At 73.1% G+C, this 21,148-nt stretch carries 22 protein-coding genes and 1 tRNA gene; 11 read left to right on the top strand and 12 right to left on the bottom strand.

Annotated elements, in window-relative coordinates:
• Positions 1–47: 47 nt before the first annotated feature.
• Complete coding sequence (locus tag ACFVUY_RS18490; RefSeq protein WP_387731036.1) at positions 48–1,256, bottom strand: pentapeptide repeat-containing protein; 1,209 nt, start codon at positions 1,254–1,256, stop codon at positions 48–50.
• A 209-nt stretch (positions 1,257–1,465) separates the two neighbouring features.
• On the opposite strand from ACFVUY_RS18490, the gene ACFVUY_RS18485 reads away from it, so the two are divergent.
• Positions 1,466–1,636 carry a hypothetical protein gene (locus ACFVUY_RS18485; RefSeq protein WP_387731034.1) on the top strand — a complete coding sequence of 57 codons (171 nt, stop codon included), beginning with the start codon at positions 1,466–1,468 and terminating at the stop codon, positions 1,634–1,636.
• A gap of 62 nt (positions 1,637–1,698) precedes the next feature.
• Here ACFVUY_RS18485 and ACFVUY_RS18480 read toward each other — a convergent pair whose 3' ends face one another.
• The 5 genes from ACFVUY_RS18480 to ACFVUY_RS18460 all read right to left on the bottom strand — a co-directional run bounded on the left by ACFVUY_RS18480 (position 1,699) and on the right by ACFVUY_RS18460 (position 5,212).
• Positions 1,699–2,571, bottom strand: a complete 873-nt coding sequence (locus ACFVUY_RS18480) for a ribosome-inactivating family protein (RefSeq protein WP_380545677.1) — start codon at positions 2,569–2,571, stop codon at positions 1,699–1,701.
• Positions 2,572–2,701: 130 nt separating this feature from the next.
• Positions 2,702–3,070, bottom strand: a complete 369-nt coding sequence (locus ACFVUY_RS18475) for a hypothetical protein (protein WP_380545676.1) — start codon at positions 3,068–3,070, stop codon at positions 2,702–2,704.
• A 174-nt stretch (positions 3,071–3,244) separates the two neighbouring features.
• Positions 3,245–4,120 (bottom strand): alpha/beta hydrolase, encoded by an 876-nt coding sequence (locus ACFVUY_RS18470; RefSeq protein WP_387731031.1) that lies wholly within the window; start codon positions 4,118–4,120, stop codon positions 3,245–3,247.
• Between the two features lie 105 nt (positions 4,121–4,225).
• Positions 4,226–4,786 (bottom strand): hypothetical protein, encoded by a 561-nt coding sequence (locus ACFVUY_RS18465; RefSeq protein ID WP_387731028.1) that lies wholly within the window; start codon positions 4,784–4,786, stop codon positions 4,226–4,228.
• Between the two features lie 15 nt (positions 4,787–4,801).
• Positions 4,802–5,212: an ATP-binding protein gene (locus ACFVUY_RS18460; RefSeq protein ID WP_387731026.1), complete on the bottom strand. Its 411-nt coding sequence runs from the start codon at positions 5,210–5,212 to the stop codon at positions 4,802–4,804.
• A 185-nt stretch (positions 5,213–5,397) separates the two neighbouring features.
• On the opposite strand from ACFVUY_RS18460, the gene ACFVUY_RS18455 reads away from it, so the two are divergent.
• Entirely contained in the window at positions 5,398–6,351 is a 954-nt protein-coding gene (locus ACFVUY_RS18455; protein WP_387731023.1) for a helix-turn-helix domain-containing protein, read from the top strand.
• Complete coding sequence (locus ACFVUY_RS18450) at positions 6,305–6,451, top strand: DUF397 domain-containing protein (RefSeq protein WP_387731113.1); 147 nt, start codon at positions 6,305–6,307, stop codon at positions 6,449–6,451. The genes ACFVUY_RS18455 and ACFVUY_RS18450 overlap by 47 nt, the downstream gene beginning before the upstream one ends.
• A 69-nt stretch (positions 6,452–6,520) precedes the next feature.
• Here the strand turns inward: ACFVUY_RS18450 and ACFVUY_RS18445 are convergent, their stop codons facing one another.
• Positions 6,521–7,111, bottom strand: coding sequence for a CGNR zinc finger domain-containing protein (locus ACFVUY_RS18445; protein WP_387731020.1), 591 nt, complete (start codon positions 7,109–7,111; stop codon positions 6,521–6,523).
• Between the two features lie 97 nt (positions 7,112–7,208).
• Between ACFVUY_RS18445 and ACFVUY_RS18440 the strand changes: the two genes are divergently transcribed.
• The 5 genes from ACFVUY_RS18440 (at position 7,209) to ACFVUY_RS18420 (ending at position 11,055) form a co-directional block, all read left to right on the top strand.
• Complete coding sequence (locus tag ACFVUY_RS18440) at positions 7,209–8,276, top strand: alcohol dehydrogenase catalytic domain-containing protein (protein WP_387685471.1); 1,068 nt, start codon at positions 7,209–7,211, stop codon at positions 8,274–8,276.
• Positions 8,277–8,282: 6 nt separating this feature from the next.
• A complete protein-coding gene (locus ACFVUY_RS18435; protein ID WP_387731018.1) occupies positions 8,283–9,281 on the top strand; it encodes an alpha/beta hydrolase in 999 nt (332 codons plus the stop codon).
• Between the two features lie 117 nt (positions 9,282–9,398).
• Positions 9,399–9,482: transfer RNA gene (locus tag ACFVUY_RS18430), tRNA-Leu, on the top strand.
• Between the two features lie 134 nt (positions 9,483–9,616).
• The gene (locus ACFVUY_RS18425; protein WP_387731015.1) at positions 9,617–10,216 is read left to right on the top strand and encodes a hypothetical protein; all 600 of its coding nucleotides are present in this window, start codon (positions 9,617–9,619) and stop codon (positions 10,214–10,216) included.
• A gap of 11 nt (positions 10,217–10,227) precedes the next feature.
• Positions 10,228–11,055: an aldo/keto reductase gene (locus tag ACFVUY_RS18420; protein ID WP_387731012.1), complete on the top strand. Its 828-nt coding sequence runs from the start codon at positions 10,228–10,230 to the stop codon at positions 11,053–11,055.
• 161 nt (positions 11,056–11,216) lie between these two features.
• On the opposite strand, the gene ACFVUY_RS18415 is transcribed toward ACFVUY_RS18420, so the two are convergent.
• Both ACFVUY_RS18415 and ACFVUY_RS18410 read right to left on the bottom strand, forming a co-directional pair.
• Entirely contained in the window at positions 11,217–11,486 is a 270-nt protein-coding gene (locus ACFVUY_RS18415; RefSeq protein WP_387731010.1) for a hypothetical protein, read from the bottom strand.
• Positions 11,487–11,817: 331 nt separating this feature from the next.
• Entirely contained in the window at positions 11,818–12,087 is a 270-nt protein-coding gene (locus ACFVUY_RS18410) for a hypothetical protein (RefSeq protein ID WP_387685481.1), read from the bottom strand.
• A gap of 670 nt (positions 12,088–12,757) precedes the next feature.
• On the opposite strand from ACFVUY_RS18410, the gene ACFVUY_RS18405 reads away from it, so the two are divergent.
• Positions 12,758–15,733: an AAA family ATPase gene (locus ACFVUY_RS18405; protein WP_387731007.1), complete on the top strand. Its 2,976-nt coding sequence runs from the start codon at positions 12,758–12,760 to the stop codon at positions 15,731–15,733.
• A 48-nt stretch (positions 15,734–15,781) separates the two neighbouring features.
• On the opposite strand, the gene ACFVUY_RS18400 is transcribed toward ACFVUY_RS18405, so the two are convergent.
• The 3 genes from ACFVUY_RS18400 to ACFVUY_RS18390 all read right to left on the bottom strand — a co-directional run bounded on the left by ACFVUY_RS18400 (position 15,782) and on the right by ACFVUY_RS18390 (position 18,991).
• Positions 15,782–17,122, bottom strand: a complete 1,341-nt coding sequence (locus tag ACFVUY_RS18400) for a hypothetical protein (RefSeq protein WP_387731004.1) — start codon at positions 17,120–17,122, stop codon at positions 15,782–15,784.
• Positions 17,122–18,354 carry a hypothetical protein gene (locus ACFVUY_RS18395; RefSeq protein ID WP_387731001.1) on the bottom strand — a complete coding sequence of 411 codons (1,233 nt, stop codon included), beginning with the start codon at positions 18,352–18,354 and terminating at the stop codon, positions 17,122–17,124. The genes ACFVUY_RS18400 and ACFVUY_RS18395 overlap by 1 nt, the downstream gene beginning before the upstream one ends.
• 352 nt (positions 18,355–18,706) lie before the next feature.
• Entirely contained in the window at positions 18,707–18,991 is a 285-nt protein-coding gene (locus ACFVUY_RS18390; protein ID WP_380545651.1) for a hypothetical protein, read from the bottom strand.
• Between the two features lie 213 nt (positions 18,992–19,204).
• Between ACFVUY_RS18390 and ACFVUY_RS18385 the strand changes: the two genes are divergently transcribed.
• Together ACFVUY_RS18385 and ACFVUY_RS18380 are read left to right on the top strand one after the other, a co-directional pair.
• On the top strand, positions 19,205–20,425 hold the full coding sequence (locus ACFVUY_RS18385) for a histidine kinase (protein WP_387730999.1): 1,221 nt from the start codon (positions 19,205–19,207) through the stop codon (positions 20,423–20,425).
• Positions 20,422–21,114 carry a response regulator gene (locus tag ACFVUY_RS18380; protein ID WP_387685491.1) on the top strand — a complete coding sequence of 231 codons (693 nt, stop codon included), beginning with the start codon at positions 20,422–20,424 and terminating at the stop codon, positions 21,112–21,114. The genes ACFVUY_RS18385 and ACFVUY_RS18380 overlap by 4 nt, the downstream gene beginning before the upstream one ends.
• Positions 21,115–21,148 lie beyond the last annotated feature (34 nt).

The following is a 21,148-nucleotide window of genomic DNA, read 5'->3' as shown; positions in this document are numbered from 1 at the left end:
CTGCCGCACGGGAAGTCGGCGGGACCGACTTCCTGCGCGGCGGGGGATCAGGCGGGGACGTTCGACCCGTCGGAATCGCGTACGACCTCGACGGACGCCAGCTGCTCGGGCGCCAGTCGCGCCGTGGCCAGGCTGCTCCTGGTGAAGAACGCCCCGGAGAGGTCGGCGTCGGTGAAGGAGCTGCCGCTCAGATCGGCGTCGGCGAAGGATGCGCCGGCGAGGATGGCATCGTCGAAGTGGCAGTTCATCAGAAGGGCCCGTTCGAAGCTGGCGTCGCGCAGGTCGGCGTACCGGAAGTTCGTGTTCTCTGCCGTGCACTCCACCAGAGAGGACTCGCGGGCCGAGGCCCATGTCAGGCGGGCTTCCGAGAGGACGGCGTTGTCCAGGACGGCGTTCGGCAACCGGGTATCGTCCATGCTCGCGCCGGATAGGAAGCACCCGGTGAGATTGGCCTCGGTGAGATCGGCGGTGTCCAGGTCGACACCGGCGAGTGTCGCCTCCATGAGTTGGGCCCCTCCGAGCTGCACGCCGTGCAGGCTGCTGCGCGACAGCAGGCTTCGACTCAGGTCGACGAACCAGAGCCGTGCTCCGTCCCAGACCAGGTTCCGGAGATCGAGGCCTGAAAGGTCGAATCTGTCGGTGTAACACCGATCGGGTAGACGGCCCAGGACCAGCACTGCCACCTGGAGGTCTTCAAGCCGGGCTGGCTCCGGATCGCCGGGCGCCCCGCGTGGGCGGGCCGCCCGGAGGAAGTCGGCCAGCGCGGACGGCCACGACGGAGCGAGGGCCTCCCGGCCCGGCGTCGCGGGGCGCCAGGCGAGGCGCTCCAGGCGGTAGAGGGCGGTGATGCGGCGCTCCGGGTCGGTGGACCGGAGGTCCGCCCACAGCTCCGCGTCCGCCGAGGACGGCTGGGTCGGCGCGGCGGGGTCCGCGTCCTCGGCGGCCAGCCAGAGCCGGTGGAACCGCTCGACCTCGGCCTCCGGATCCGGCTTCTGCCGCCCGACGGCGGCGTCGACCAGGAAGCGCACGATGGACTCCACCCGTGCCCAGGAGGGGACGGTCATGCCGTGCAGCAGCTGGCTCGCGGTGTCGTGGCTCACCGTCGTCGGCAGGTCGTCGCGCCGCCTGATGCCGTCGGAGATCTCGCGGAGGCTGGGCTTGCCCGCGCCCCGGTACAGCCCGTGCAGGGCCCCGACCAGTTCCCTCCGTGGTCCGGGTGGAAGCTTTTCATCGGTCGGAACGACGATTCCCGCCACAGGCTGCCCTCGATGAACTGTCAGATTTCGTCCGTTGCTGTCAGTTCATCATGGATCGAAGGCATGCCGCTGTCAGGCGAACGCCGTTTCCCGGCAGCCGACTTCAGGCTTCGTCGGGTCTCATCGGTCGGGCGTGGCGCCGCTGTCGGGTGCGGCGAGGGTTGGACCAGGCCGCGAGGGGCGGTCGTCCCCTGGAGAGGAGAGGCGCGATGGTCGCCTGGTTCAGCAGTCGCGGTCGGATCGATGGGGCGGGCCGCCGCCGGCGGTGGCGGGTCGTTCGTCGTACGGTCGGCCTGCACTTCGTGCGGGGCATGGCCGCGGCGGCGGGCGGTGCCACCGTGACGGTCCTGCTCGCCCGGCTGGTCAGTTGGTGGGGCTAGGGACGCGAGGCGGCGGGGGCGGCCCGCCGGTCGGTGCCGGTGGGCCGCCCCGGGGCTTCGTCCTACCTGGGCTTGTGCATGATGGCGCCGTTGGCCTCGATGAAGCCGATGTAGTAGAGCACGGCCGCGATGGTGGCGACGGTGTGGCCCATGATGGAGATGGTCGCCGTGGACGGGTCGTTGCGGGCGTTGCGGATGAACTCGCTGATCTGCCCCCACTGGTTCTCCACGTTGGCGGCCAGGATGTTGCCGCGCTGCGGATCGAAGTAGTTCAGCGGCCGGTTCCGTCCGGGGTCCTGGATGTTGCCCCGGACGACGTCGAAGACCACGCCGAAGCGTGCCGCCTCCGAGAAGATCTGGATCGCTGTCAGCAGCGCCCGGCCCGTGGCGTCGTTGTACGCGGTCGCGCGGCCGAGGGTGCGCATGGCGTTGTAGATGTGCTCGGGGCTGAGGACGAGGCTTCCCCGCTCGTTGCCGCCCGGGATGTTGCTGTAGTTGCCGCTGGCGATGCGGCGGTTCGCGGGCACCGTCACGCCCAGCGCGTTCTGGAACTCGCCGAGCCGGTCCTGGAACGCCCAGTGGGAGTTGGTCTGCGGGGCGTAGAAGCCCGCGACGTAGAGGTCGTTCGCCCAGAGGTAGACGGAGACGAGGTGGACGTTGTTGGTGTCGAGGACGCGCACCTGGATCAGGCGGCCGTGCTCGGTGGTGGTCTCGGTGACGCCGTTGAGGCCGGTCGAATCGCCGTAGGTGTACCGGTGGATGGCGTCGATCAGGTTCCAGTAGTTCTGGTGGTTGGTGTTTCCGCCCGCGGTGATGTTCGAGATGTGCCAGTCGATGACCTGGTAGTTGGTCGCGGACGCGGTGCCGCTGAGCGTCGTCACCAGGCCCATCGAGATGGCCAGGGTCAGCAGGGCGGAGCAGAGTTTCTTCAGCACGGTCTTCTCGGTCTCTCCGGATGAAGGGGGGCGTAAGTCCTGTCGCGGCGTGAGCCTAGGAGCCTTCGTGCCACCGGAGTTGGTCGTCAGCGCACCGCCGTGTGCCCGGGAGCGCACAGACCGTTCGCGGTCATCGATCGGTGCCGTCGAGCAGCTCGTGCTTGGCCGCTCGGAAGTCCGCCAGGGCCCGGGGGTCGTTGTCGAAGTAGTCGTTCCAGAAGTTCGGGCGCTGCCAGAGGGCGTGGGCCAGCCGCATGCGGCCGTTCTCCAGGACGAGGGTCCAGCTGGAGGGCAGGTGGGCGTCGACGGTCTCGAACATCGCCGGATCCCAGAACGAGCCGGGGTCGTTCCCGCTGTCGTCCAGGACGCGGATCATCCAGTAGTCGGGTCCGGTCATCATCTCCAGGACCGGGTAGACACCGCCCACGTGTATCGCGGGGTGAGCCGCGATCGTCTCGTCGCTCTGCGGATCGATGATTTGGGTGCACTTCACTCGCATGGAGGCAGTCTTCACCAGGGATTGGACCGGGTGGCTGCGAGGCGGCGCCCACCGGGCGCGGGCGAGGTGAGCCGCGAGGCCGGTCAGGACGAAGGCCTGAGCCGGGGCGTCCGGCGCGCAGGAAGTCGGCGGGGCCGACTTCCTGCGCGGGCCACGTGCTGAGTGCGGTGGCGGTCAGGCTTCGGTGGGCAGGAGCGCGGCGAGTTCGGCCAGGGCCTGGGCGGCCGGCGCCGGGTCGACCAGCCACTTCAGGTGGCTGCCGGGGAGCGTGCGGACGTCGTAGGGGTTCTCCGGGTTGAGGGCGTCGCCCTCGTGGATCATCCGATCCTGCATGGCGAGCGGGATGCTGGTGTCGTCGGCCAGCCGCACGTACGTCTTCGGGATGCGGCCCCAGGTGTCGGCCTGGGCCCGGTCGTCCGGGGTGCCGGTGTCGAGGTTCTCGTCGGGCTGGAAGGTGTTGAGGAAGACCATGAACTGGTCGTCCGTGCCGTCGGCGAGGAAGGCCGCCTTGAAGCCCGCGAGGATGCCGGGGTCGGCGGTGCGGAAGTTGACGCGCAGCAGCCCGAGTTCGGCGGGGTTGCCGATGAGCGCCGCCGCCAGCCCCGCGGCGTCGACCGTGGCCATCTCGGGCTCGGCGTAGTAGGCGCCGACGGGGAGGTCGACGGGGGCCCAGGCGGAGACGTAGACGAGGCGGTCGATCAGGTCGGGCCGCTGGTTGGCCGCGACGGTGGCCGTCAGACCGCCGCGGCTGTGGGAGACGAGGACGACGGGCCCGTTGCGCTTGGCCCGCTCCAGGATCCCGACGAGGTGCGCGACGTTGTCGGCGAGGGTGACGCCCTTGATGGCGCCGGGCGCGGTGGCGAGCCCTTCGAGGTCCTGCGGCGCCTGGTAGGCGGCCGGGTACGTCGCGGCGAATCCGTGCCCCGGGAGGTCGACGGCGACGGACCGGTGCCCGAGGAGGCCGAGTTCGGCTTGGAGCGGCGCGAAGGAGAAGGAGTTCGCGAAGGCTCCGTGGACCAGGACGAACGTCGGTTGCATCTGTCTGCTCACTTTCTGACCTCCGTGCGCCGGCGGTCTGCGCGTCGCACGGGGGCAGCCGTCGAACAGCTGCCCAACTGTTCGACGGCACACAGTACTCAGCGAATGATCATCGCACTACCCGGAAATCCCCTTCGCGGCCTGGGTGCGGCAGTGGGTGAGGGCGTACTTGAGGCGGGTGTCGGGGTTGGGAGCGGTGGTGAGGAGTTCGCCTGCGGTGACGAGGGTGGTCCAGTAGGTGGTGGGGTTGCCGGTGCGGGGGAGGGGTCGGGCGGCGGCGAGGGAGAGGTAGGCGGCGGTGAGGTTGCCGGTGGTGAACCAGCGGTGCAGGCCGTGGTGGTGGCCGGGTCGGATGCCGCCCATGGCGTCGATGGCGACGAGGAAGTGGTCGACGACCTTGAGTTCGGTGTCGGTGAGGGAGGCGGGGACGTCGAAGACGCCAAGGGCTTCGAGGAGTTCGCCGGTGTCGGTCTCGGAGCCCGTGCGGGGGTTGGCGAGGAGGGCGTCGTGGCACTCGTGGAGGCGGCGGAGGGTCTCGGCGAGGGGGATGGTCAGGGCGAGGCAGACCGCGCGGGCGGAGGGGAGGGGTTTGTGGGTGCGGCGGGCGAGGAGGGCGTAGGTGTCGGCGGGGGTGCGGCCGCGGGAGAGGGCGTGGCCGGCGAGGGTGGTGAGGTGCATGGGGGTTCTGGGCTTTCAGGTGGTGGCGAGGGCGGGGCCGGGGGCGGGGGCGATGAGGGCCCAGACGTACTTGCCGATGCCGCCGGGGCGGTTGGCGCTGCCCCAGCGTTCGGCGAGCCGGTCGACGAGGAGCAGGCCTCGGCCGTGTTCGTCGTCGGGGGTCGGGGTGTGGAGGGTGGGGTGGTCGGTGCCGGCGTCGTGGACTTCCAGGCGCAGGCGGGAGCCGGTGACGGTGAAGCGGACCTCGATGTGGCAGTCGTCGGGGGCGTCGGAGTGCTGGACGGCGTTGGCGAACAACTCGCCGAGGAGCAGCTCGGCGGTGTCGCGGTAGCGGTCCCCGGAGGGCAGTCCGGAGAGGTAGGCCCGGAGCAAGTACCGGGCCAGGGGCGTGAATTCGGCCCGCGAGTCGAGGCGCGCGACAAACATGCGGGGAGGACGGGACGTGGGCATGGGGGTACCTCGGAGGGGGCGGAGGGGGGAGTGAGAAGGGGAGCGCAACGTAACCCTATGCACGCAAAAGATTGCGTTCCGGCATCAATGATGAGGGTGCCCGAGTTACGGTTGCGACCAAAACAGAGTGTGGAGATCCGTGGCACCTGAGGGGGAAACGCATGGCACATCGGCGCCTTGGGGCTGGGCCGACGTCGAGCCCGGCGGAGATGTTCGGCGAGGCGCTCCGCTTCGCGCGTGAGCGGGCCGGCTACACCCAGGAGCAGCTGGGGGAGCTCCTGAACTTCTCTCGCACGGTGATTACCCGGTTCGAGAGCGGGAGGAGGTCGATGGACCGGGAGGGCGTCGAGAAGGCTGACGAAATCCTGGCCATGGGGGGCTTGCTGATCCGGTTGTGGGAGCGGGTGGACTGGCAGGCGGACATCGAAAGCGCGGACTGGTTCGAGAAGTTCATGGAACTGGAGGACGAGGCGCTGGCGATTCGGGTGCTTCAGTACACGCGGATCAATGGGTTGTTGCAGTGCGAGGAGTACGTTCGTGCGATGTTCGCGACTGGAAACGCGCGCAACAACCCGAAGTTGCTAGCTGAGCGAATTGAGACCCGACTGAGTCGGCAGCACCGGTTTCTGGTTGCCGATGGACCGACGCTCATGGTGGTGCTGGACGAGGGGGCCATCCGTACGGTCTTCGGTGGACCGGGCGTCATGAGGCAACAGATGGAGCACTTGCTTGCAGTGACCGAGCGGTCGAACGTCGTCGTAGAGGTCTTGCCGTTCGGTTGCCCGCTTCTGGCCGCACCATCCTCCTCCATGGTGCTGCTGTTGATGCCGGACGGGAGGGAGTGGGTGTACTCGGAGAGTCTGTATCGCGGGCACTTCAGCGACGCACCGTCAGTTGTCGAAGGAGCCAGGAAAGAATTTGACCTGGTGCGTGCCGGTGTACTCTCGCCAGGGGAATCCCGTGCCCTGATCGCCGATGCGATGGAGGAGTACCGTTTTGCAGAACACCGATCTCAGGAAGGCCGCTTGGCGGAAGAGCAGCCACAGTGGCAACGACGCGGGCGAGTGCATCGAGGTAGCCCTCGGATTCCTGTCCGGCGCCGTCCCGGTGCGTGACTCCAAGGACCCGCAGGGCCCGGCCCTCGTCTTCCCCGACTCCTCGTGGGGCTCCTTCATCAATGCCGTCCGGGCCGGTGAGTTGCCGATCGAGGGCTGATCCACTCCTCCACACCCCTCGGGGCGGGGCGCCGACCGGTGCCCCGCCCCGCTGCGTCTCCTACCCCGGCTACTTCGCCTTCGCCCGGTAGGCGCGCTTCTTCACCAGCGCGCCGCAGGTCCTCATCGAGCACCAGCGCCTCGCGCCCGCCCGGGACGTGTCCACGAACGGCGTTCCGCAGTCCGGGTTCCCGCAGATGCGGACGCGCGTCCGCTGCTCCGACCCGCAGAGTTCGATCAGGTCCCGCGCGACCATCGACAGCACCGCCGCCACGCCGTCCCCGTCCCACCGCACGGACTCCGCATCCGCCGAGAGCGCGGGCACCGAAGTCGGTTCTGCCGCTGCCCCGTTGACCACGGCGACGTCCTCGTGCTCAGCCGGCGCCCCCTCCGCCAGTGCGACGCCGATCCGCTGGATCGCCTCGCGCAGCCGCCGCGCACCCTCCAGCTCGGCCCCGCTGCAGCTCGGCGCCACCGTCGTGCAGCCGCTCTCCACGCCCCACCGGCTCAGGTCCTCCGGCCCGGCGAGCCGTTCCACCTGCACGTCCTTGCCGCGGTCGGCCAGTGTGCCGGCGAAGGCGAAGCACAGTCGTGCGTCGTCGAACCGGAAGTCGGTCCTGGCGCGCTGGCGCCCTTCTCGTCGGCCGTCCCCATCGCTCATGTCCACCACTCTATGCGGTTGACACGACTCCTCGCCTCCGCATAGCTTCCAAGTCCACCGCTTCAACCGGTGGACATTTACCGAGGAGGTCGCGTCCATGCGCGCCGCAGTCATCGAAGAACTCCACAAGCCCCTCGTCGTCCGCGAGGTGCCCGACCCCGTCTGCCCGCCGGACGGCGCGATCGTGCGCGTCGGCGCCAACGGCATCTGCCGCACCGACTGGGCCCTGTGGGCCGGGGACTTCTGGACCGGCGGGCCGCAGGTCCAGCCCCCGTTCGTGCTCGGCCACGAGTTCGCCGGCACCGTCGTGGAGGTCGGCCGGGACGTCCGCGACTGGCGGGACGGCGACCGCGTCATCTTCCCGATGAACCCCGGCGAGGGCTCCTGCGAGATGTGCCGCAGCGGCAACCAGCACGTGTGCGAGCACGTGGACTCCCTCGTGCCCGGGGTGTCCTACTGGGGCGCCTTCGCCGAGTACGTCATGGTCCGCTTCGCCGACGTCAACCTGGTCCGGGTCCCCGACACCGTCGGCTTCGTCGATGTCGCCGCCCTCGCCTGCCGCTACATGACCGCCTTCCACGGCGTCGTCGACCAGGCCCGGGTGCGCGGCGGCGAATGGGTCGCGGTGTACGGGGCCGGCGGCGGCATGGGGCTGTCCACGGTAGAGATCGCCGCGGCCACCGGCGCCAACGTCATCGCGATCGACATCTCCGACGAGAAGCTGGAAGCCGCGCGCGCCCTCGGCGCCGTCCACACCGTCAACGCGGCCGTGGACGAGCCGACCGAGGCCGTCAAGACCCTCACCCGGGGCGGCGCCCACGTCTCCGTCGACGCCGTCGGGATCGCCGAGGCCTGCCGGAACTCCGTCCTGTCCCTGCGCACCCGCGGCCGCCACCTCCAGCTCGGGCACACCACCGGCGCCGAGCGCGGCGACGTCCCGCTGCCGATCGACGTCATGATGGTCAAGGAACTGGAGATCCTCGGCGCCTTCGGCATGCAGGGGCAGCGGTTCGGCACGATGCTCAACATGATCGAGACCGGCCGCCTCAACCCCGGCAGGATCGTCACCCGCACCGTCGGCCTCCACGAGGCGGGCTCGGTGCTGGAGTCCCTGGAGACGTACGGGCCAACCGGTGTGGTCGTCATCGACGAGTTCCGGGGCTGAGCGGCCATGGCAACGGACACCACCGGGCCCGCCCCCCGCCTGCTGATGGACCCGGAACTGCGCCGGGCCCTCGACGGCGTCCCGATGACCCCCCACGGCGCCTTCGACCTCACCGACATCGCCGCGACCCGCGAGACCCTCCGCTCCTTCGCCGCGGCCGTCGCCGCCGCCGCACCCGACGAGCCGACGGTCACCGTGGAGGAACACCTCGCGAGCCGGGCGGACGGCGGACCGGACGTGCCGGTCCGCCTGCTGCGGCCCACCGCCGCGACCGGGCCGCTGCCGGTGCTGCTCTGGTTCCACGGCGGCGGACAGGTGCTCGGCTTCGCCGCCCAGGACGACCCCTGGCTCAAGCAACTGGCCGCGCGGCTCGGCTGCGCCGTTGCCGCCGTCGACTACCGGCTCGCCCCCGAGACCCCCGCCCCCGGCGCCGCCGAGGACGGCCACGCCGCCCACCGGTGGCTCGTCCGCGAGGCGCCTGCCCTCGGCCTGGACGGCACCCGGATCGGCATCGCCGGCCAGAGCGGCGGCGGAGGGGTCGCGGCGGCCACCGCCCTGCTGGTCCGCGACCGCGGCGGCCCGGCGCCGCTGTTCCAGGCGCTGATGTACCCCATGCTCGACGACCGCGACCGGACCGCGTCCAGCCGCGAGATCACCGACATCGGCATCTGGGACCGCGCCACCAACCGCCTCGCCTGGCAGGCGGTCCTCGGCGACCGCGCCGGCACCGACGACGTCAGCCCGTACGCCGCCCCCGCCCGCGCGGAGGACCTCGCCGGGCTGCCGCCCACCTTCATCGCGGTCGGCGAACTGGACTGCTTCCGCGACGAGGACCTCGACTACGCCATGCGCCTGCGCGCCCACGGCGTCCCGGTCGAACTCCACCTGTACCCCGGCGCGTACCACGCCTTCGACCTGTTCGCCCCCGAGTCGCAGCTCGCGGAGAGCTTCCAGCACACCTGGACCGGCTACCTCGCCCGCCACCTCCGGGTCCCGACGCCGTAGCCCGCCCCGGCCGCCGCCCCGCGCCCTCCCCGCGTGCGGGGCGGCTCCCGCCCGTTCGCCCCGGGGTGGTCGGAGGCACCCCACCAGATGGTCTATAGTTTTCCTCATCACCCAGATGCGCGGGTGGCGGAATAGGCAGACGCGCTGGATTCAGGTTCCAGTGCCCGAAAGGGCGTGGGGGTTCAACTCCCCCCTCGCGCACAGCGAACGGCCGGTTGATCTTCGGATCGACCGGCCGTTTTGTCGTCCGGAGAAGTAGGTGGCCCCTCACGGGTTGGTGAGGGGCCACCTGTGGTGAGGGGAGCTGACCGGAAGTGCACGACAGGATCATCGAAATGATGGACGCACAACGTCGAGCGAAGGGGTTCCGGACGCTCGCCGAGACGGCCGTCCTCGCCGGGACGAACACCGTCCTCGACCCGTTCTCGACGCTGATCGCCACCGAAGCCGTGATCGGAGAGGGCAACACCTTCTTCCCCGGCGTGGTGGTCCAGTGCGACGGCGGGACGTGCTCCATCGGCAGTGGCAACACCTTCCACCCGTCCACGCCGATCGCCGCCGCCGACGGCGGAAGGGTCGTCGTCGGCGACGGGTGCTCGTTCGGGCCGGGCGGCGTCCAGGTCAAGGCCAACCAGCCCGGATCGGTCCTGTCGATCGGCGACCGCGCGCGGCTGCTCAACGGCGCCGAGATCGTCGGCTCCAGCACCATCGGCAACGGCGCCCAGATCATCGGCGCCATCTCGGCCCAGAGCGTCCGGCTGGCAGGGGGCGACGACTTCACCGGGCCCGACCCCGACCGCCGTGGTGCCGTGCTCAAGGGGGCGGGACTCGCCCGCGGGATCCGGCTCGAAGCCGGCGACGTCGTGAACGGCCTCGGCGACTTCGCCACGGCCGCCGTCGAGCGCCAGCTCGCCTACCACCCGCGGGGCAAGTGATGGACAGGGCGATGGGCGACCGGATCCGAGGGGTCGAACTCGGGCTCGGCCTGATCGGCATCGGCCGGCCGTGGCCCGCCCCGGACTCCGCGGTGTGCCTCCCCGAACAGGCCCGGGCCCTGCTGGACCGGGCGATCGAACTGGGCATCCGCTTCTTCGACACGGCCGCCGCGTACGGCCGGAGCGAGGCGGTGCTCGGCGAGTACCTCGCGGACCTGCCCGCCGGCCGACGCGACGACCTGGTGATCGCCACCAAGTGCGGCGAGACCTGGCCGGCCCCGGAGGGTGCCCGTCCGGACCACTCGCCCGGAGCCCTGGAGACGAGCTTCGAACGGTCCCGCCGGCTGCTGGGGCGCGTCGACCTCCTGCAACTCCACAAGTGCGCGGTCGAGGACCTGCGGGACGAGCGCCTCCTCGCCTGGTTCGAGGGCCTGCGGGCCTCCGGGGAGGTGGGAGCGGTCGGAGTCAGCGTCTCCTCCGAGGAGGCCCTGCGGGCGGCGCTCGCCGTCGACCTCTTCGACACCGTCCAGTTCCCGGCGAACCCCGCCAACGCCGGCTTCGCCGCCGCGTACGGCGAGGCCGGGCGTTCGCACCTGCCCCTGCTCAACCGGCCGATGGCGTCCGGTGCGCTCGCCGGCACCGGCAACCCCTTCGCCTTCCACGCGGCGGCCTTCCGGCGCGCGGTCGTCCTGACCGGCACCACGCAGGTCGGCCATCTTGAGGCGAACGCCACGGCATTCGCCTCGGCGGCGACCGCGGCGACCGCGACGGCCGCGGTGGTCTCGGACCAGGATCGGCACCGGTGCCCCGGTTCTCCTTCGATCCCTCAACATCCTTAGCCCACAGGCAGTGTCGCCCTGACGGAACCGGGCCGCGGCGGCCCGGCCGGGGGAGGGCAGCCGAACGGCCGGTCGACCTCGCGGTCGACCGGCCGTTTCGTCGTTCCAGGGACCGGATCGGGCCCGGCCTGGAGCCCGCACCCCCGGTGGGGCGGGGTTCGTCAGCCCTCCTGCCAGGTGGCGCCGGAGCCGGTGAACGCGCCGGAGACACCGGTGTCGTCGGACCAGATCCAGAAGTCGGCGTGCGAGACGCCCTCGGGGCTGACCGAGGACTCGGCGGCCGCGACCCCGGCGCCGTTCTGGTTGACGATGAACTGGCCGCTGCCCCAGCTCGCGTCCAGGCCCTCCTGGGCCGATGCCAGGCCGGCGGTGCCGATCACGAGCGGGACGGTGAGGGCACTGACGGCCAGGACACGCTTGAGACCACGCATGATGGTTTCCTCCATGAAGTGCGGGACAACAGGTGGCAGTGCCGGTCGGCCCTGCCGCAACCAGACAGCCATGTGCCGTCGGCCCCCGCAATCGGCGCCGCCATCCGAACAGGCCTGACGATGTGTCAGGCTCGCCGCGCCGACCTGCGGAAATGGCCGATCGGGTGATCGTATTGAGGGATCGTCCGGGCGGAGCAGGCGCTCTCCGGGTGGGCCCATGGGAACGGCCGGTCGACCTCGCGGTCGACCGGCCGTTTCGTCATTCCAGGATCCGGATCAGCGGCGGCCCTGTCCCGGGGTCGCCCCGTACGTCCAGTGGTGCAGGGTTTCGTCAGCCTTCGTGGCTGGTGGCGCCGGAGCCGGTGAACGAGCCGGTGACGCCGTTGTCGTCGGCCCAGATCCAGAAGTCGGCGTGCTCGACGCCGTCGGGGCCGACGTGGGATTCGACGGCCGCGAGGCCGGCGCCGTGCTCGTTGGCGGTGAAGAAGCCCTTGCCGTAGTTCGCGTCGATGCTGCCGTGGGCCGAGGCCAGGCCGGCGGCGCCGATCACGAGCGGGACGGTGAGGGCGCTGACGGCCAGGACACGCTTGAGGGCACGCATGATGGTCTCCTCCAGGGAGTACGGGGTAACAGGTGGCAGCGCCGGTCGGCCCTGCCAGAACCAGACAGCCATGCCCCGCCGGCCCCCGCAATCGGCGCCGCAATCCGAACAGACCTAACGGTTCGTCAGGCGCGCCGCTGCGACCTGCGGAAATGGCCGATCGGGTGATCGTCCTGCGAGGTCGTTCGGGCGGAGCAGGCACCGGCCCGCCGACGGCGGAAGGCCGGTCGGTCCGTGGGTCGACCGGCCGCCGGGCTCACCGGGCCGCGCAGGTCGCGGAGCCGTCGTCCGGACCGATCGGGGAGTGCCCGTATCCCGCATTCGGGCCCGGTGACATTGCTCACGCCCGGCCGTCGAATGGCGCATTTCAGCAGGGGCGCGACGCATCGAACGGAACCGCGGGCCCAACCGTGATTCACCGCGGCAAGTGGGCGCATTGGTCATTCGGCTGCGAGAACCGCGCGGCCGATCACATCGGCGCAGGTCGGGCCGTGTGTCGTGGCGGCGGACGAGAAGTGCGGCAGGCAGCTGGAAATGGACCGTCAAGTCCGGAACTTGACCATTCTTTTTCCGTCATAATGGATACGGTCGGGGGGCGATCACGGCCGCACCGTGGGCATTTCCGCGCTGCGGACCGGACTTCGGCGCGCGCGTGACCGTGGGCCGAATCATGGGGAGGGGAACGGTCGTGGTGGGCGGGAACGGGCCCGGCGCACCCGGCGCCGCAGGCCTGCTGGTCGGCCGGGACGACGACCTGCGGCTGGTCCGGGAGCGGCTGGGCATCGGGGCCGACGGCGGGGCGCTGCTGCTGGCCGGCCAGGCCGGCGTCGGCAAGAGCGCCGTCCTGGACGCCGTCGCCGCGTCCGCCCTCGCGGACGGCGCCCGGGTGCTCAGAGCCTCGGGAGTGGAGTTCGAGGCCGACTGCGGCTACTCCGGCCTCAACCAGATCCTCTTCCCGCACCTGGGCGCCCTGGACCAGCTCGACGCCGCGCTGCGCGACGCCCTGCGCGTGGCGCTCGGCTTCGACAGCGGGCCGCCGCCGGAGCAACTCGTCGTCTGCAACGCCGTCCTGCGGCTGCTCCAGACCATCGCCGGCGGGCAGCCGCTGCTGCTCGTCGTCGACGACCTGCACTGGGTCGACCCGGCCAGCACCACCGTGCTCGGCTTCGTCGCCCGGCGGGTGACCGGCCTCGGCGTCGGCTTCGTGGCGGCGGCGCGCTCCGGCGAACTGGGCCCAAGGGAGAGCAGCGCCTTCCCCGCGTACGAACTCCCGCCCCTCGACGACGAGTCCGCGGCCAGGCTGCTCGCCGACCGGTACCCCGGACTCGCGCGCGGCGTGCGCCGACGGCTGCTGGCCGAGGCGGGCGGCAACCCCCTGGCACTGCTCGAACTGCCCGCGGCCGTGCAGCCGGCCGCCGCCGGATCCCCGGCCGTGCCACCCCTCAGCAGCCGGCTGGAGACGCTGTTCGGAGCGCGGATCGCCCGGCTGCCCGCCGCCTCCCGGCACCTGCTGCTGCTCGCGGCCCTGGAAGGCACCGGCGACCTGGGCGTGCTGCAGGCGGCCGCCCGCCGCGCCACCGGCTCGTACGGCCTGGACGACCTCGCCCCGGTCGAGCGCGAACGGCTGGTGCACATCGAGGAAGGCCGACGGCGGCTGAGGTTCCGTCACCCGCTCATCCGGTCCGCCGTGGTGCACCACGCCCTGAGCGGCGAACGGCGCGCCGCGCACGCGGCCCTGGCCGAGGCCCTGGCCGACCGGCCCGAACGCGGCGCCTGGCACCTCGGCGAGGCCACCCTCGAACCCGACGAGGAGGTCGCCGCACTGCTGGAGCACGCCGCCGGCCTCACCCTGCGGCGCGGCGACGCCTCGGGGGCCATGCGGACCCTGATCCGGTCCGCCTCCCTCTCCCCGGAGGGGCCGAACCGCCGCCGCCGGCTCGCCGAGGCCGCCTACCTGGGGGCCGAGTCCACCGGGGCGCTGTCCAGCGCCCGCAAGCTCCTCGACGACGCGCGGCAGGCCGCCCCGGAAGGGGAGGACTCGCTGCACTCGGCCACGGCCTCGGCCCTGCTCGTGCTCAACGGGGACGCGCCGGGCGGGGACGTGTTCCGTGGGGACGCGCCCGGCGGGGGCGTCTTCCCCGGGGACGCGCCGGGCGGGGGCGTCTTCCCTGGGGACGCGCCGGGCGGGGGCGTTTCGGGCGGGGACGCCGACGCGGCCGCCGCGGGCGGCGACGTGGGCACCGCCCACCGGCTGCTGACCACGGCCATCGAGTCCGCGGCCGGTGCCCACGGGTACCGGGCCGACGACAAGGCGCTCGTCGACGCGCTGCACGTCCTCGCCGTGATCTGCTTCTTCGGCGCCCGGCCCGAACTGTGGCACTCCTACGACCGGGCCGTGGAACGCCTCACCCCCGAGCCGCCCGCCATCCTGACCGTCCTGGGCCGCACCTTCGCCGACCCCGCGCGCACCGGCGCGGCCGCCCACGGACAACTCGACGCCCTCATGGGCGCGTTGGGCGAGGAGGCCGACCCGGTACTGATCACCAGGGTCGGCACCGGCGCCCTCTACCTCGACCGCCTCGGCGAGGTCCGCGACACCGCCTGGCAGGTGGTGCGGGCCGGGCGCGAGGGCGGACCGGCCCGACGGTACCTCTCCGCGCTCATCCACCTGTGCCTGGAGGACTACCTCACCGGGCGGTGGGACGAGGCGCTCGACCTCGCCGCCGAGGGGCTGCGCGCCTGCGAGGAGCACGGGTACCGCGCCTTCGCCTGGTACTTCCTGTACATCAGGTCCATCGTCCTCGGCGCCCGCGGCCACACGGACGAGAGCCTCGCGACGGCCCGCCACGTCATCGACTGGGCCGCGCGCCACGGCGCCCCCTGCGCAGCGCACTACGCCCACCACGCCGCGGCCGTGGCGGCCCTGGGCCGCGGGGACTTCGCGCTCGCCTACCGGCACGCCGACGCCGTCAGCCCCGCCGGCACCCTGGCCTCCCACGTCCCCCACGCGCTCTGGGTGGCCGCGCACCTCGTCGAAGCCGGCGTCCGCAGCGACCACCGGGCCGAGGCCGCCGCGCACGTCCGGGCCATGCGCGAGGCCGGGCTCGGCGCCGTGTCCTCCCGGCACGCCATGCTCCTGGAGGCCTCGGCCGCCCTGTGCACCGACGACGACCAGGAGGCCCTGCGCCGCTTCGCCCGCGCGCTGGACACCCCCGACGGCGACCGGTGGCGCTTCGACCACGCGAGGGTCCGGCTCGCCCACGGCGAACGGCTCCGCCGAACCCGGGCCACGGCCGAGGCCCGGGCCCAACTCGGCGCCGCACTGGCCGCGTTCGAGGAGCTGGGCGCCCGGCCGTGGGCCGAGCGGGCGAGGAACGAGCTGCGGGCGACGGGCCGCAGCAGACCGGGACCCGACGCCTCGAACACCCACGGCCTGAGCGCCCAGAAGCTCAAGATCGCCCGCCTCGCCGCCTCCGGACTCACCAACAAGCAGATCGCCGACCGGCTGTTCATCTCGCACCGCACCGTCGGCGCGCACCTGTACCAGATCTACGAGAAGCTGGGCATCACGTCCCGCACCATGCTGCGCGACGCCCTCGGGCCGGCCGTCGAGGGCGGCGGCCCGCCGGCACCCGGGCGCGGTTGAGGACGGCCGTCCGGTCCGAGGACCGGACGGCCGTCCGCCGTCGGACCGTCAGGACGTCCAGACGATCACATGGGCCGCGACCGGGTCGCCGGCCGCGTCGAGCGCGACGGCGTTCCCGGCGACCACCCCGGCGTCGTTGACGAACAGCGCCTGGGCGTACGGGCTGAGCGGGGACGGCGGGAGCGGCACGGCCGTCCCGTCGGGCCTCCACAGCAGGGCCGTGGTGCGGTTCCAGTCCGGGCCCTGCGCCTCGCCGACGGCGGTTCCCGCGCCGTTGACCGCCATCGCCTCGCTCTGCCGGCCCGCCGGGCCGCCGAGCAGGGTCTGCGTACCGTCCGGGTTCCAGCGGGCGGCGAAGGTGGAGCGGTGGGCGTCGAACGTCGCCCCGACCACGGTGCCCGCGCTGTTGACGGCCCTCGTCCGACCGTAACCGGCGTCGCGGACGGCGCCGCCGGGCGTCCACACCAGCACCCGGTCGAACTCCGTGTCTCCGGTGCGCCGCCCGTGACCGAGCACCACGCCGTCGTCGGTCATCCCGTCCACCCGGGCCCCGTCGAGGCCCGGCGGCAGCGGGAGCGCGGACACGGCGCCCGCCGGGCTCCAGAGCACCGGAGTCTCCCGGGAGCGGCCGTCGCCGAGGCTCCGCTCGGAGGTGCCGGCGACGACGCCCGCGTTGGTGACGGCGGCGGTCGAGCCCGCGGTGTCGCCGGGCAGCAGCGGCAGATCCACCCTGGTGCCGTCGGCCTGCCACTTCAGGGGCTTGGACCGGTACGTGTCGTCGTACGAGCCGCCGGCCACCACGCCGGCGTCGTTGACCGCGGCCGCGCCGCCGCCGCGGACACCGGCCGGCAGCGCCAGCGCCGTGGCGGTCCCGTCCGGGGCCCAGCGGACCGGGTGGTTGTCGGACATCGTCCGGTAGGAGGACCCGACCACGGTGCCCGTGCCGTTGAGCCCCACCGGGCGGCTGGACAGGTCGCCGGTCAGCGGCGCCAGGACGGTGTAGCCGAGATGGTCGGGATGCCAGCGGACGGCGCGCGGGGTGAGCTGGCCGGAGACGTCCGCGTAGTACTCGCCGACGACGGCGCCGTCGCGGCTCAGGCCCCGCGCCAGGCTGTAGGCGGTGCCCGGCGGCTCGGGAAGGAACCGCGGGGCCGGCAGCGGTGCGGCCGGTGCGGCCGGAGCGGCCGCCGTGGCCGCCGTGGCCGTGGGCACCGGGCCGAGCAGCAGGGCGGCGGACGCGGCGGTGGCGACGAGGGCCGCTGCGGCGACGAGGGCCGCGGGGCGCGAGGGGCGCGAGTCGGTCGTCCGGCGGTCTCCCGTCCCGTCCGTACCGTCCGTCGCGTCCGTCCTGTCGAGGTGGGGGTCGAGGTGGAGGCGGGTCGCGGCCATCAGGGCTTCCAGATCATCGCGCGCGGGAGGTCCTGCGCGTTCGGCGCGTCGTACCAGGTGGCATCCCCGGCGATCACCCCGGATTCGTTGACGAGGAGGGCCCGGGCGTAGGGGCTGAGCGAGGACGGCGGGAGCGGCACGGCCGTGCCGTCGGGCCGCCACAGCACCGGCGTGCGGCGGTACGGGGTCGGACCCTCCGCGAAACCGACGGTCGTGCCCGCGGCGTTGATCGTGCTCGCCCAGGCCTGCCGGCCCGCCGGGACGTCGAGCAGCGTCAGCGTGCCGTCCAGGGTCCAGCGCGCGGCATGCTCGGAGCGGTCGGCACCGAACGTCGTTCCGACGACGGTGTTCGCGGTGTTGACGGAGCTCAGCCGGCCGTGGGCGACGTCCCGGGCGGTGCCGTTCGCGTCCCAGGCCACCACCCGGTCGAACCCGGTGCCCCCCGCGCGCCGCCCTTGGCCGAGGATCACGCCGTCGTTGGTGATCCGGACGACCCCGGCCGCGTCGATCCCAGGGGGGAGCGGAAGCGCCGTCACGTCACCCGCCGGGCTCCAGATCACCGTCCGGGTCCGGGACTCGCCGCCGACCGACCCCGAGGACCAGCCGATGACGAAGCCCGCGTCGTTGATGAACGAGACCGAGCCGGTGTCGTCGCCGGGCAGCAGCGGCAGGTCGACCCGGGTGCCGTCGGCCTGCCACTTCAAGGGCTTGGGCCGGTAGCCGGAGTCGTACGAGCCGCCGATCACCACACCGGCGTTGTTGATCCCGGACGCGCTGCCGCCGCGGACCCCGGCCGGCAGCTCCAGCGCGGTCGGGGCGCCGTCCGCCGCCCAGCGGACCGGGTGGTCCTCGGTCAGGCCGGCGAAGGAGACCCCGACCGCGACGCCCGACGCGTTCAGGGAACCCGGGCGGGTGGCGACCTCGCCGGGCAGCGGTTCCAGGGTGGTGACGCCGGACCGGTGGGCGTTCCAGCGGAGCGCGCGCGGGGCGAACCGGTTGGGGATGTTCAGGTAGGTCTCGCCGAGGATGTCGCCCGCGTTGTTCAGGCCGTACACCGAGCTGAGCGGGGCGGCGTTCGCGGGCAGCGGCAGCAGGTACGGGGTCGGCACCGGGGCGCCCGGGTCGGCCGCCGCGGCCGTGGGTACCGGGCCGAGCAGCAGGGCGACGGCCGCCGCGACGGCCGCCGCGGCGGCGGCCGGGGCAGCTCTGCGAAGGGTGGGGGAACCAGCCATCCGGAAACTCCTGTCGTGTCAACGATCAAGTGGATCAAGAGAGTTGATGCTCCGTCGGAGTCGGGTCGGTCGGGTTCCCGGTCCGACGGCCAAGTCTCATCCACGGTCGGTTCGTTGGCAGGACGATCGCCGAATCGGCCGGAATCACACCCCTTTTGGGCGCGTCGGCGGGGTGGCGGCGGAGCGGTTCCGAACGGTTTGGGGCGGTCTCGTGGGATGTCGGACGGGTGTGGCGGTTGCCCGGGCGGTGGGTGCCCGCGCGGCCCTCCCGGCGCGCGTCGCCGGCCGGGGGTGCGGTGGCCGGGGTGGCGGGGGTGTGCTGCTCCCCGCCCTCCTCGGCGCGCGGGTTGCGCTACCGGGCGGCGACCGGCGGGCCGTCGTCGCCCTCGGTGCCGCCGCCACCGGGCCGACCGTCCCGGCCGGACGAGCCGCCGCCGGGACCCCGGGCGTACACGGTGAAGGAGGTCAGGCCGGCGGGCAGCGCCCAGGCCCCGGCGCTCCGGATGGACACCTTGTAGCGGTGCGGGCCGTCGTCCCGCTGGACGGGTGCGGCCTGGGCGGCCGTCGCGGCCAGTGCCGCGACGGTGGAAGCGGTCGCCAAAAGGCCTTGTCGGAACAGCTTTTGATTGATCGTCATTCATGCGATGGTCTGGAACTCCGGCGGCCTGGCGGCGGCTTCGACCCGTATTCACGCGAACGGGTGGTCGCGATCCGGCCGAGTTCGCGGAGGCCCCCTCCGACTGCCGATATGCCGCCGGACTGCCCCCGACGGGTCGCCGGGGGAGGCCGCCGGAGCTCCTCCCTCGATCGGGGGAGGGCGGGGGCCGGGAGGCCGGTGATACTGGCGAACATGATCAAGGGAATGCGGTTGCTGCTGCGCAGGTCGACGTACACGGGGGTGCTGTTCGCGGTACTCGGAGCGCTGGCCGGGCTGCCGGTGGCGATGGTGGCGCTCGGGATGACGCTCGGGGTGTCCGGGCGGCCGGACTCGGTCTGGCTGGCGCTGCCGCTGTGGGTGGTGCTGCTCGCGGCGGCCGGGCTGCCCCGAGTGGTGCGCCGGGTGCTGGCGGCGGGCGCGCGGCGACTGCTGGGCGTCGCGGTGCCCGCCCCGGTGAAGGGGGCCGCGGCGGAGCGCTGGCGGACGCCGGCGTTCGTGGTGGCCCACGTGGCGCTGGGGTGGACGGTGCTGATCGGCGGCAGCACGTTCCTCGTGATGGCCATGACGCTGCCGGGACGATGGGTGGAGGGCTCGGCCCGGATCAGCCTCTTCGGCTGGGGCGCGGACGTGACCGGCGTCTGGTCGTGGGTCATCGGCGCGCTCAGCCTGGTCCTCGCGGCGGTGCTGCTCGCCGGGGCGTCGGGGGCACTGCGGTGGCTGGCGCCGCGGCTGCTCGGACCCTCGCCCGCCGAGCGGCTCGCCCTGGCCGCCGAGCGGGAGCGGCTGATGGCCGAACGCAACCGGCTGGCCCACGAGTTGCACGACTCCATCGGGCACACCCTGACCGCCGCCACCATCCAGGCGGCCGTCGCGGGCGAGGTGCTCGCCGACGACCCGGCGGCGGCGCGGGCCGCCATGCGCAGTATCGAGGAATCGACCCGGGCCGCGCTGGAGGACCTCGACTACGTGCTCGGCGCACTGCGCGAGGAGCAGACCGGCACCGCCCCGACCCGCACCCTCGCCGACCTGCCCGAGCTGATCGACCGGCTGCGGCACGCGGGCGCCGTCGTGGCGCCGCGGACCACGGGGGACCTGGCGCAGGTGCAGGGCACCCTCTCCCGGGCCGCCTACCGGATCGTCCAGGAAGGGCTGACCAACGCGCTGCGGCACGGCAACGGCGGGACGATCGAGCTGCGGGTGACGGCGGGACCGGAGGAACTGGAGCTGACCGTGGTCAACGCGGTGGCGGGCGCGGCCGCCGGACCGGGCGCGAGCGGCTTCCCGACCTCCGGGCACGGCCTGCCCGGGCTGGCCGAGCGGGTGAGGCTGCTGCACGGCGAGTTCGAGGCCGGCCCGTCCGGCGACGGGCAGTGGCGGCTGGCGGTCCGGCTGCCGATGCGGTGGTCGGCGTGAGCGGCGCCGGCCCCGACACGGGCGCGCCGTCCGACGTCACCGTCCTGATCGCCGACGACGACCCCCTCACCCGCAGCGGCCTGGGCACCCTGCTCGGCGCCCAGCCCGGCATCACAGTGGTCGGGAAGGCCGCCGACGGCGTCGAGGCGGTCGAGCAGGCCCGGCTGCTGCGGCCGGACGTGGTGCTGATGGACGTGCGGATGCCGCGCCGCAACGGCATCGACGCCACCCGCGAACTGCTGCGGGAGCACGCCGACCCGCCCAAGGTCGTGGTGATCACCACCTTCGAGAACGACGCCTACGTCACCGCCGCGCTGAGCGCCGGCGCCAGCGGCTTCGTGCTGAAGCGGCGGCCCGTCCCGCAGATCGCCGAGGCGGTGCGGGTGGCGGCGGCGGGGGAGGCGGTGCTGTTCCCCGCCGCGCTGAGCCGGATGGTCGCGGCCCGGCCGCTGGACTCGGCCGAGGCGCTGCCCCGGGCGGCGCTGACCGGGCGGGAGGAGGGCGTGCTGCGGCTGATGGCGACCGGACTGTCCAACCCGGAGATCGCGCAGGCGCTCGCCGTCAGCCAGGAGACCGTCAAGACGCACGTGGGGAACGTGCTGGGCAAGCTCGGCGCGCAGAACCGGACCCACGCGGTGGTGATCGCGTACGAGAGCGGGTTGGTGGTGCCGGGGCTGCCGGGGGCGTAGCCGGCGGGGCGGGCGGGGCGCGGCCCCGGGCTGG

It is taken from the genome of Kitasatospora sp. NPDC058063 (genome assembly GCF_042885395.1).
In the GTDB taxonomy this organism is placed as follows: domain Bacteria; phylum Actinomycetota; class Actinomycetes; order Streptomycetales; family Streptomycetaceae; genus Kitasatospora; species Kitasatospora lactacystinica.
The sequence above is the reverse complement of the archived record's forward strand: the minus strand, read 5'-3'. Positions and strand labels throughout refer to the sequence as shown.

Bases quoted from the DNA above. Each gene is read 5' to 3' on its own strand.
- ACFVUY_RS18485 (WP_387731034.1), top strand. From the start codon at position 1,466: ATGGTCGCCTGGTTCAGCAGTCGCGGTCGGATCGATGGGGCGGGCCGC.
- ACFVUY_RS18475 (WP_380545676.1), bottom strand. From the start codon at position 3,070: ATGCGAGTGAAGTGCACCCAAATCATCGATCCGCAGAGCGACGAGACG.
- ACFVUY_RS18465 (WP_387731028.1), bottom strand. From the start codon at position 4,786: ATGCACCTCACCACCCTCGCCGGCCACGCCCTCTCCCGCGGCCGCACC.
- ACFVUY_RS18460 (WP_387731026.1), bottom strand. From the start codon at position 5,212: ATGTTTGTCGCGCGCCTCGACTCGCGGGCCGAATTCACGCCCCTGGCC.
- ACFVUY_RS18455 (WP_387731023.1), top strand. From the start codon at position 5,398: ATGGCACATCGGCGCCTTGGGGCTGGGCCGACGTCGAGCCCGGCGGAG.
- ACFVUY_RS18445 (WP_387731020.1), bottom strand. From the start codon at position 7,111: ATGAGCGATGGGGACGGCCGACGAGAAGGGCGCCAGCGCGCCAGGACC.
- ACFVUY_RS18440 (WP_387685471.1), top strand. From the start codon at position 7,209: ATGCGCGCCGCAGTCATCGAAGAACTCCACAAGCCCCTCGTCGTCCGC.
- ACFVUY_RS18435 (WP_387731018.1), top strand. From the start codon at position 8,283: ATGGCAACGGACACCACCGGGCCCGCCCCCCGCCTGCTGATGGACCCG.
- ACFVUY_RS18425 (WP_387731015.1), top strand. From the start codon at position 9,617: ATGATGGACGCACAACGTCGAGCGAAGGGGTTCCGGACGCTCGCCGAG.
- ACFVUY_RS18420 (WP_387731012.1), top strand. From the start codon at position 10,228: ATGGGCGACCGGATCCGAGGGGTCGAACTCGGGCTCGGCCTGATCGGC.
- ACFVUY_RS18415 (WP_387731010.1), bottom strand. From the start codon at position 11,486: ATGCGTGGTCTCAAGCGTGTCCTGGCCGTCAGTGCCCTCACCGTCCCG.
- ACFVUY_RS18410 (WP_387685481.1), bottom strand. From the start codon at position 12,087: ATGCGTGCCCTCAAGCGTGTCCTGGCCGTCAGCGCCCTCACCGTCCCG.
- ACFVUY_RS18405 (WP_387731007.1), top strand. From the start codon at position 12,758: ATGGGGAGGGGAACGGTCGTGGTGGGCGGGAACGGGCCCGGCGCACCC.
- ACFVUY_RS18400 (WP_387731004.1), bottom strand. From the start codon at position 17,122: ATGGCCGCGACCCGCCTCCACCTCGACCCCCACCTCGACAGGACGGAC.
- ACFVUY_RS18395 (WP_387731001.1), bottom strand. From the start codon at position 18,354: ATGGCTGGTTCCCCCACCCTTCGCAGAGCTGCCCCGGCCGCCGCCGCG.
- ACFVUY_RS18390 (WP_380545651.1), bottom strand. From the start codon at position 18,991: ATGACGATCAATCAAAAGCTGTTCCGACAAGGCCTTTTGGCGACCGCT.
- ACFVUY_RS18385 (WP_387730999.1), top strand. From the start codon at position 19,205: ATGATCAAGGGAATGCGGTTGCTGCTGCGCAGGTCGACGTACACGGGG.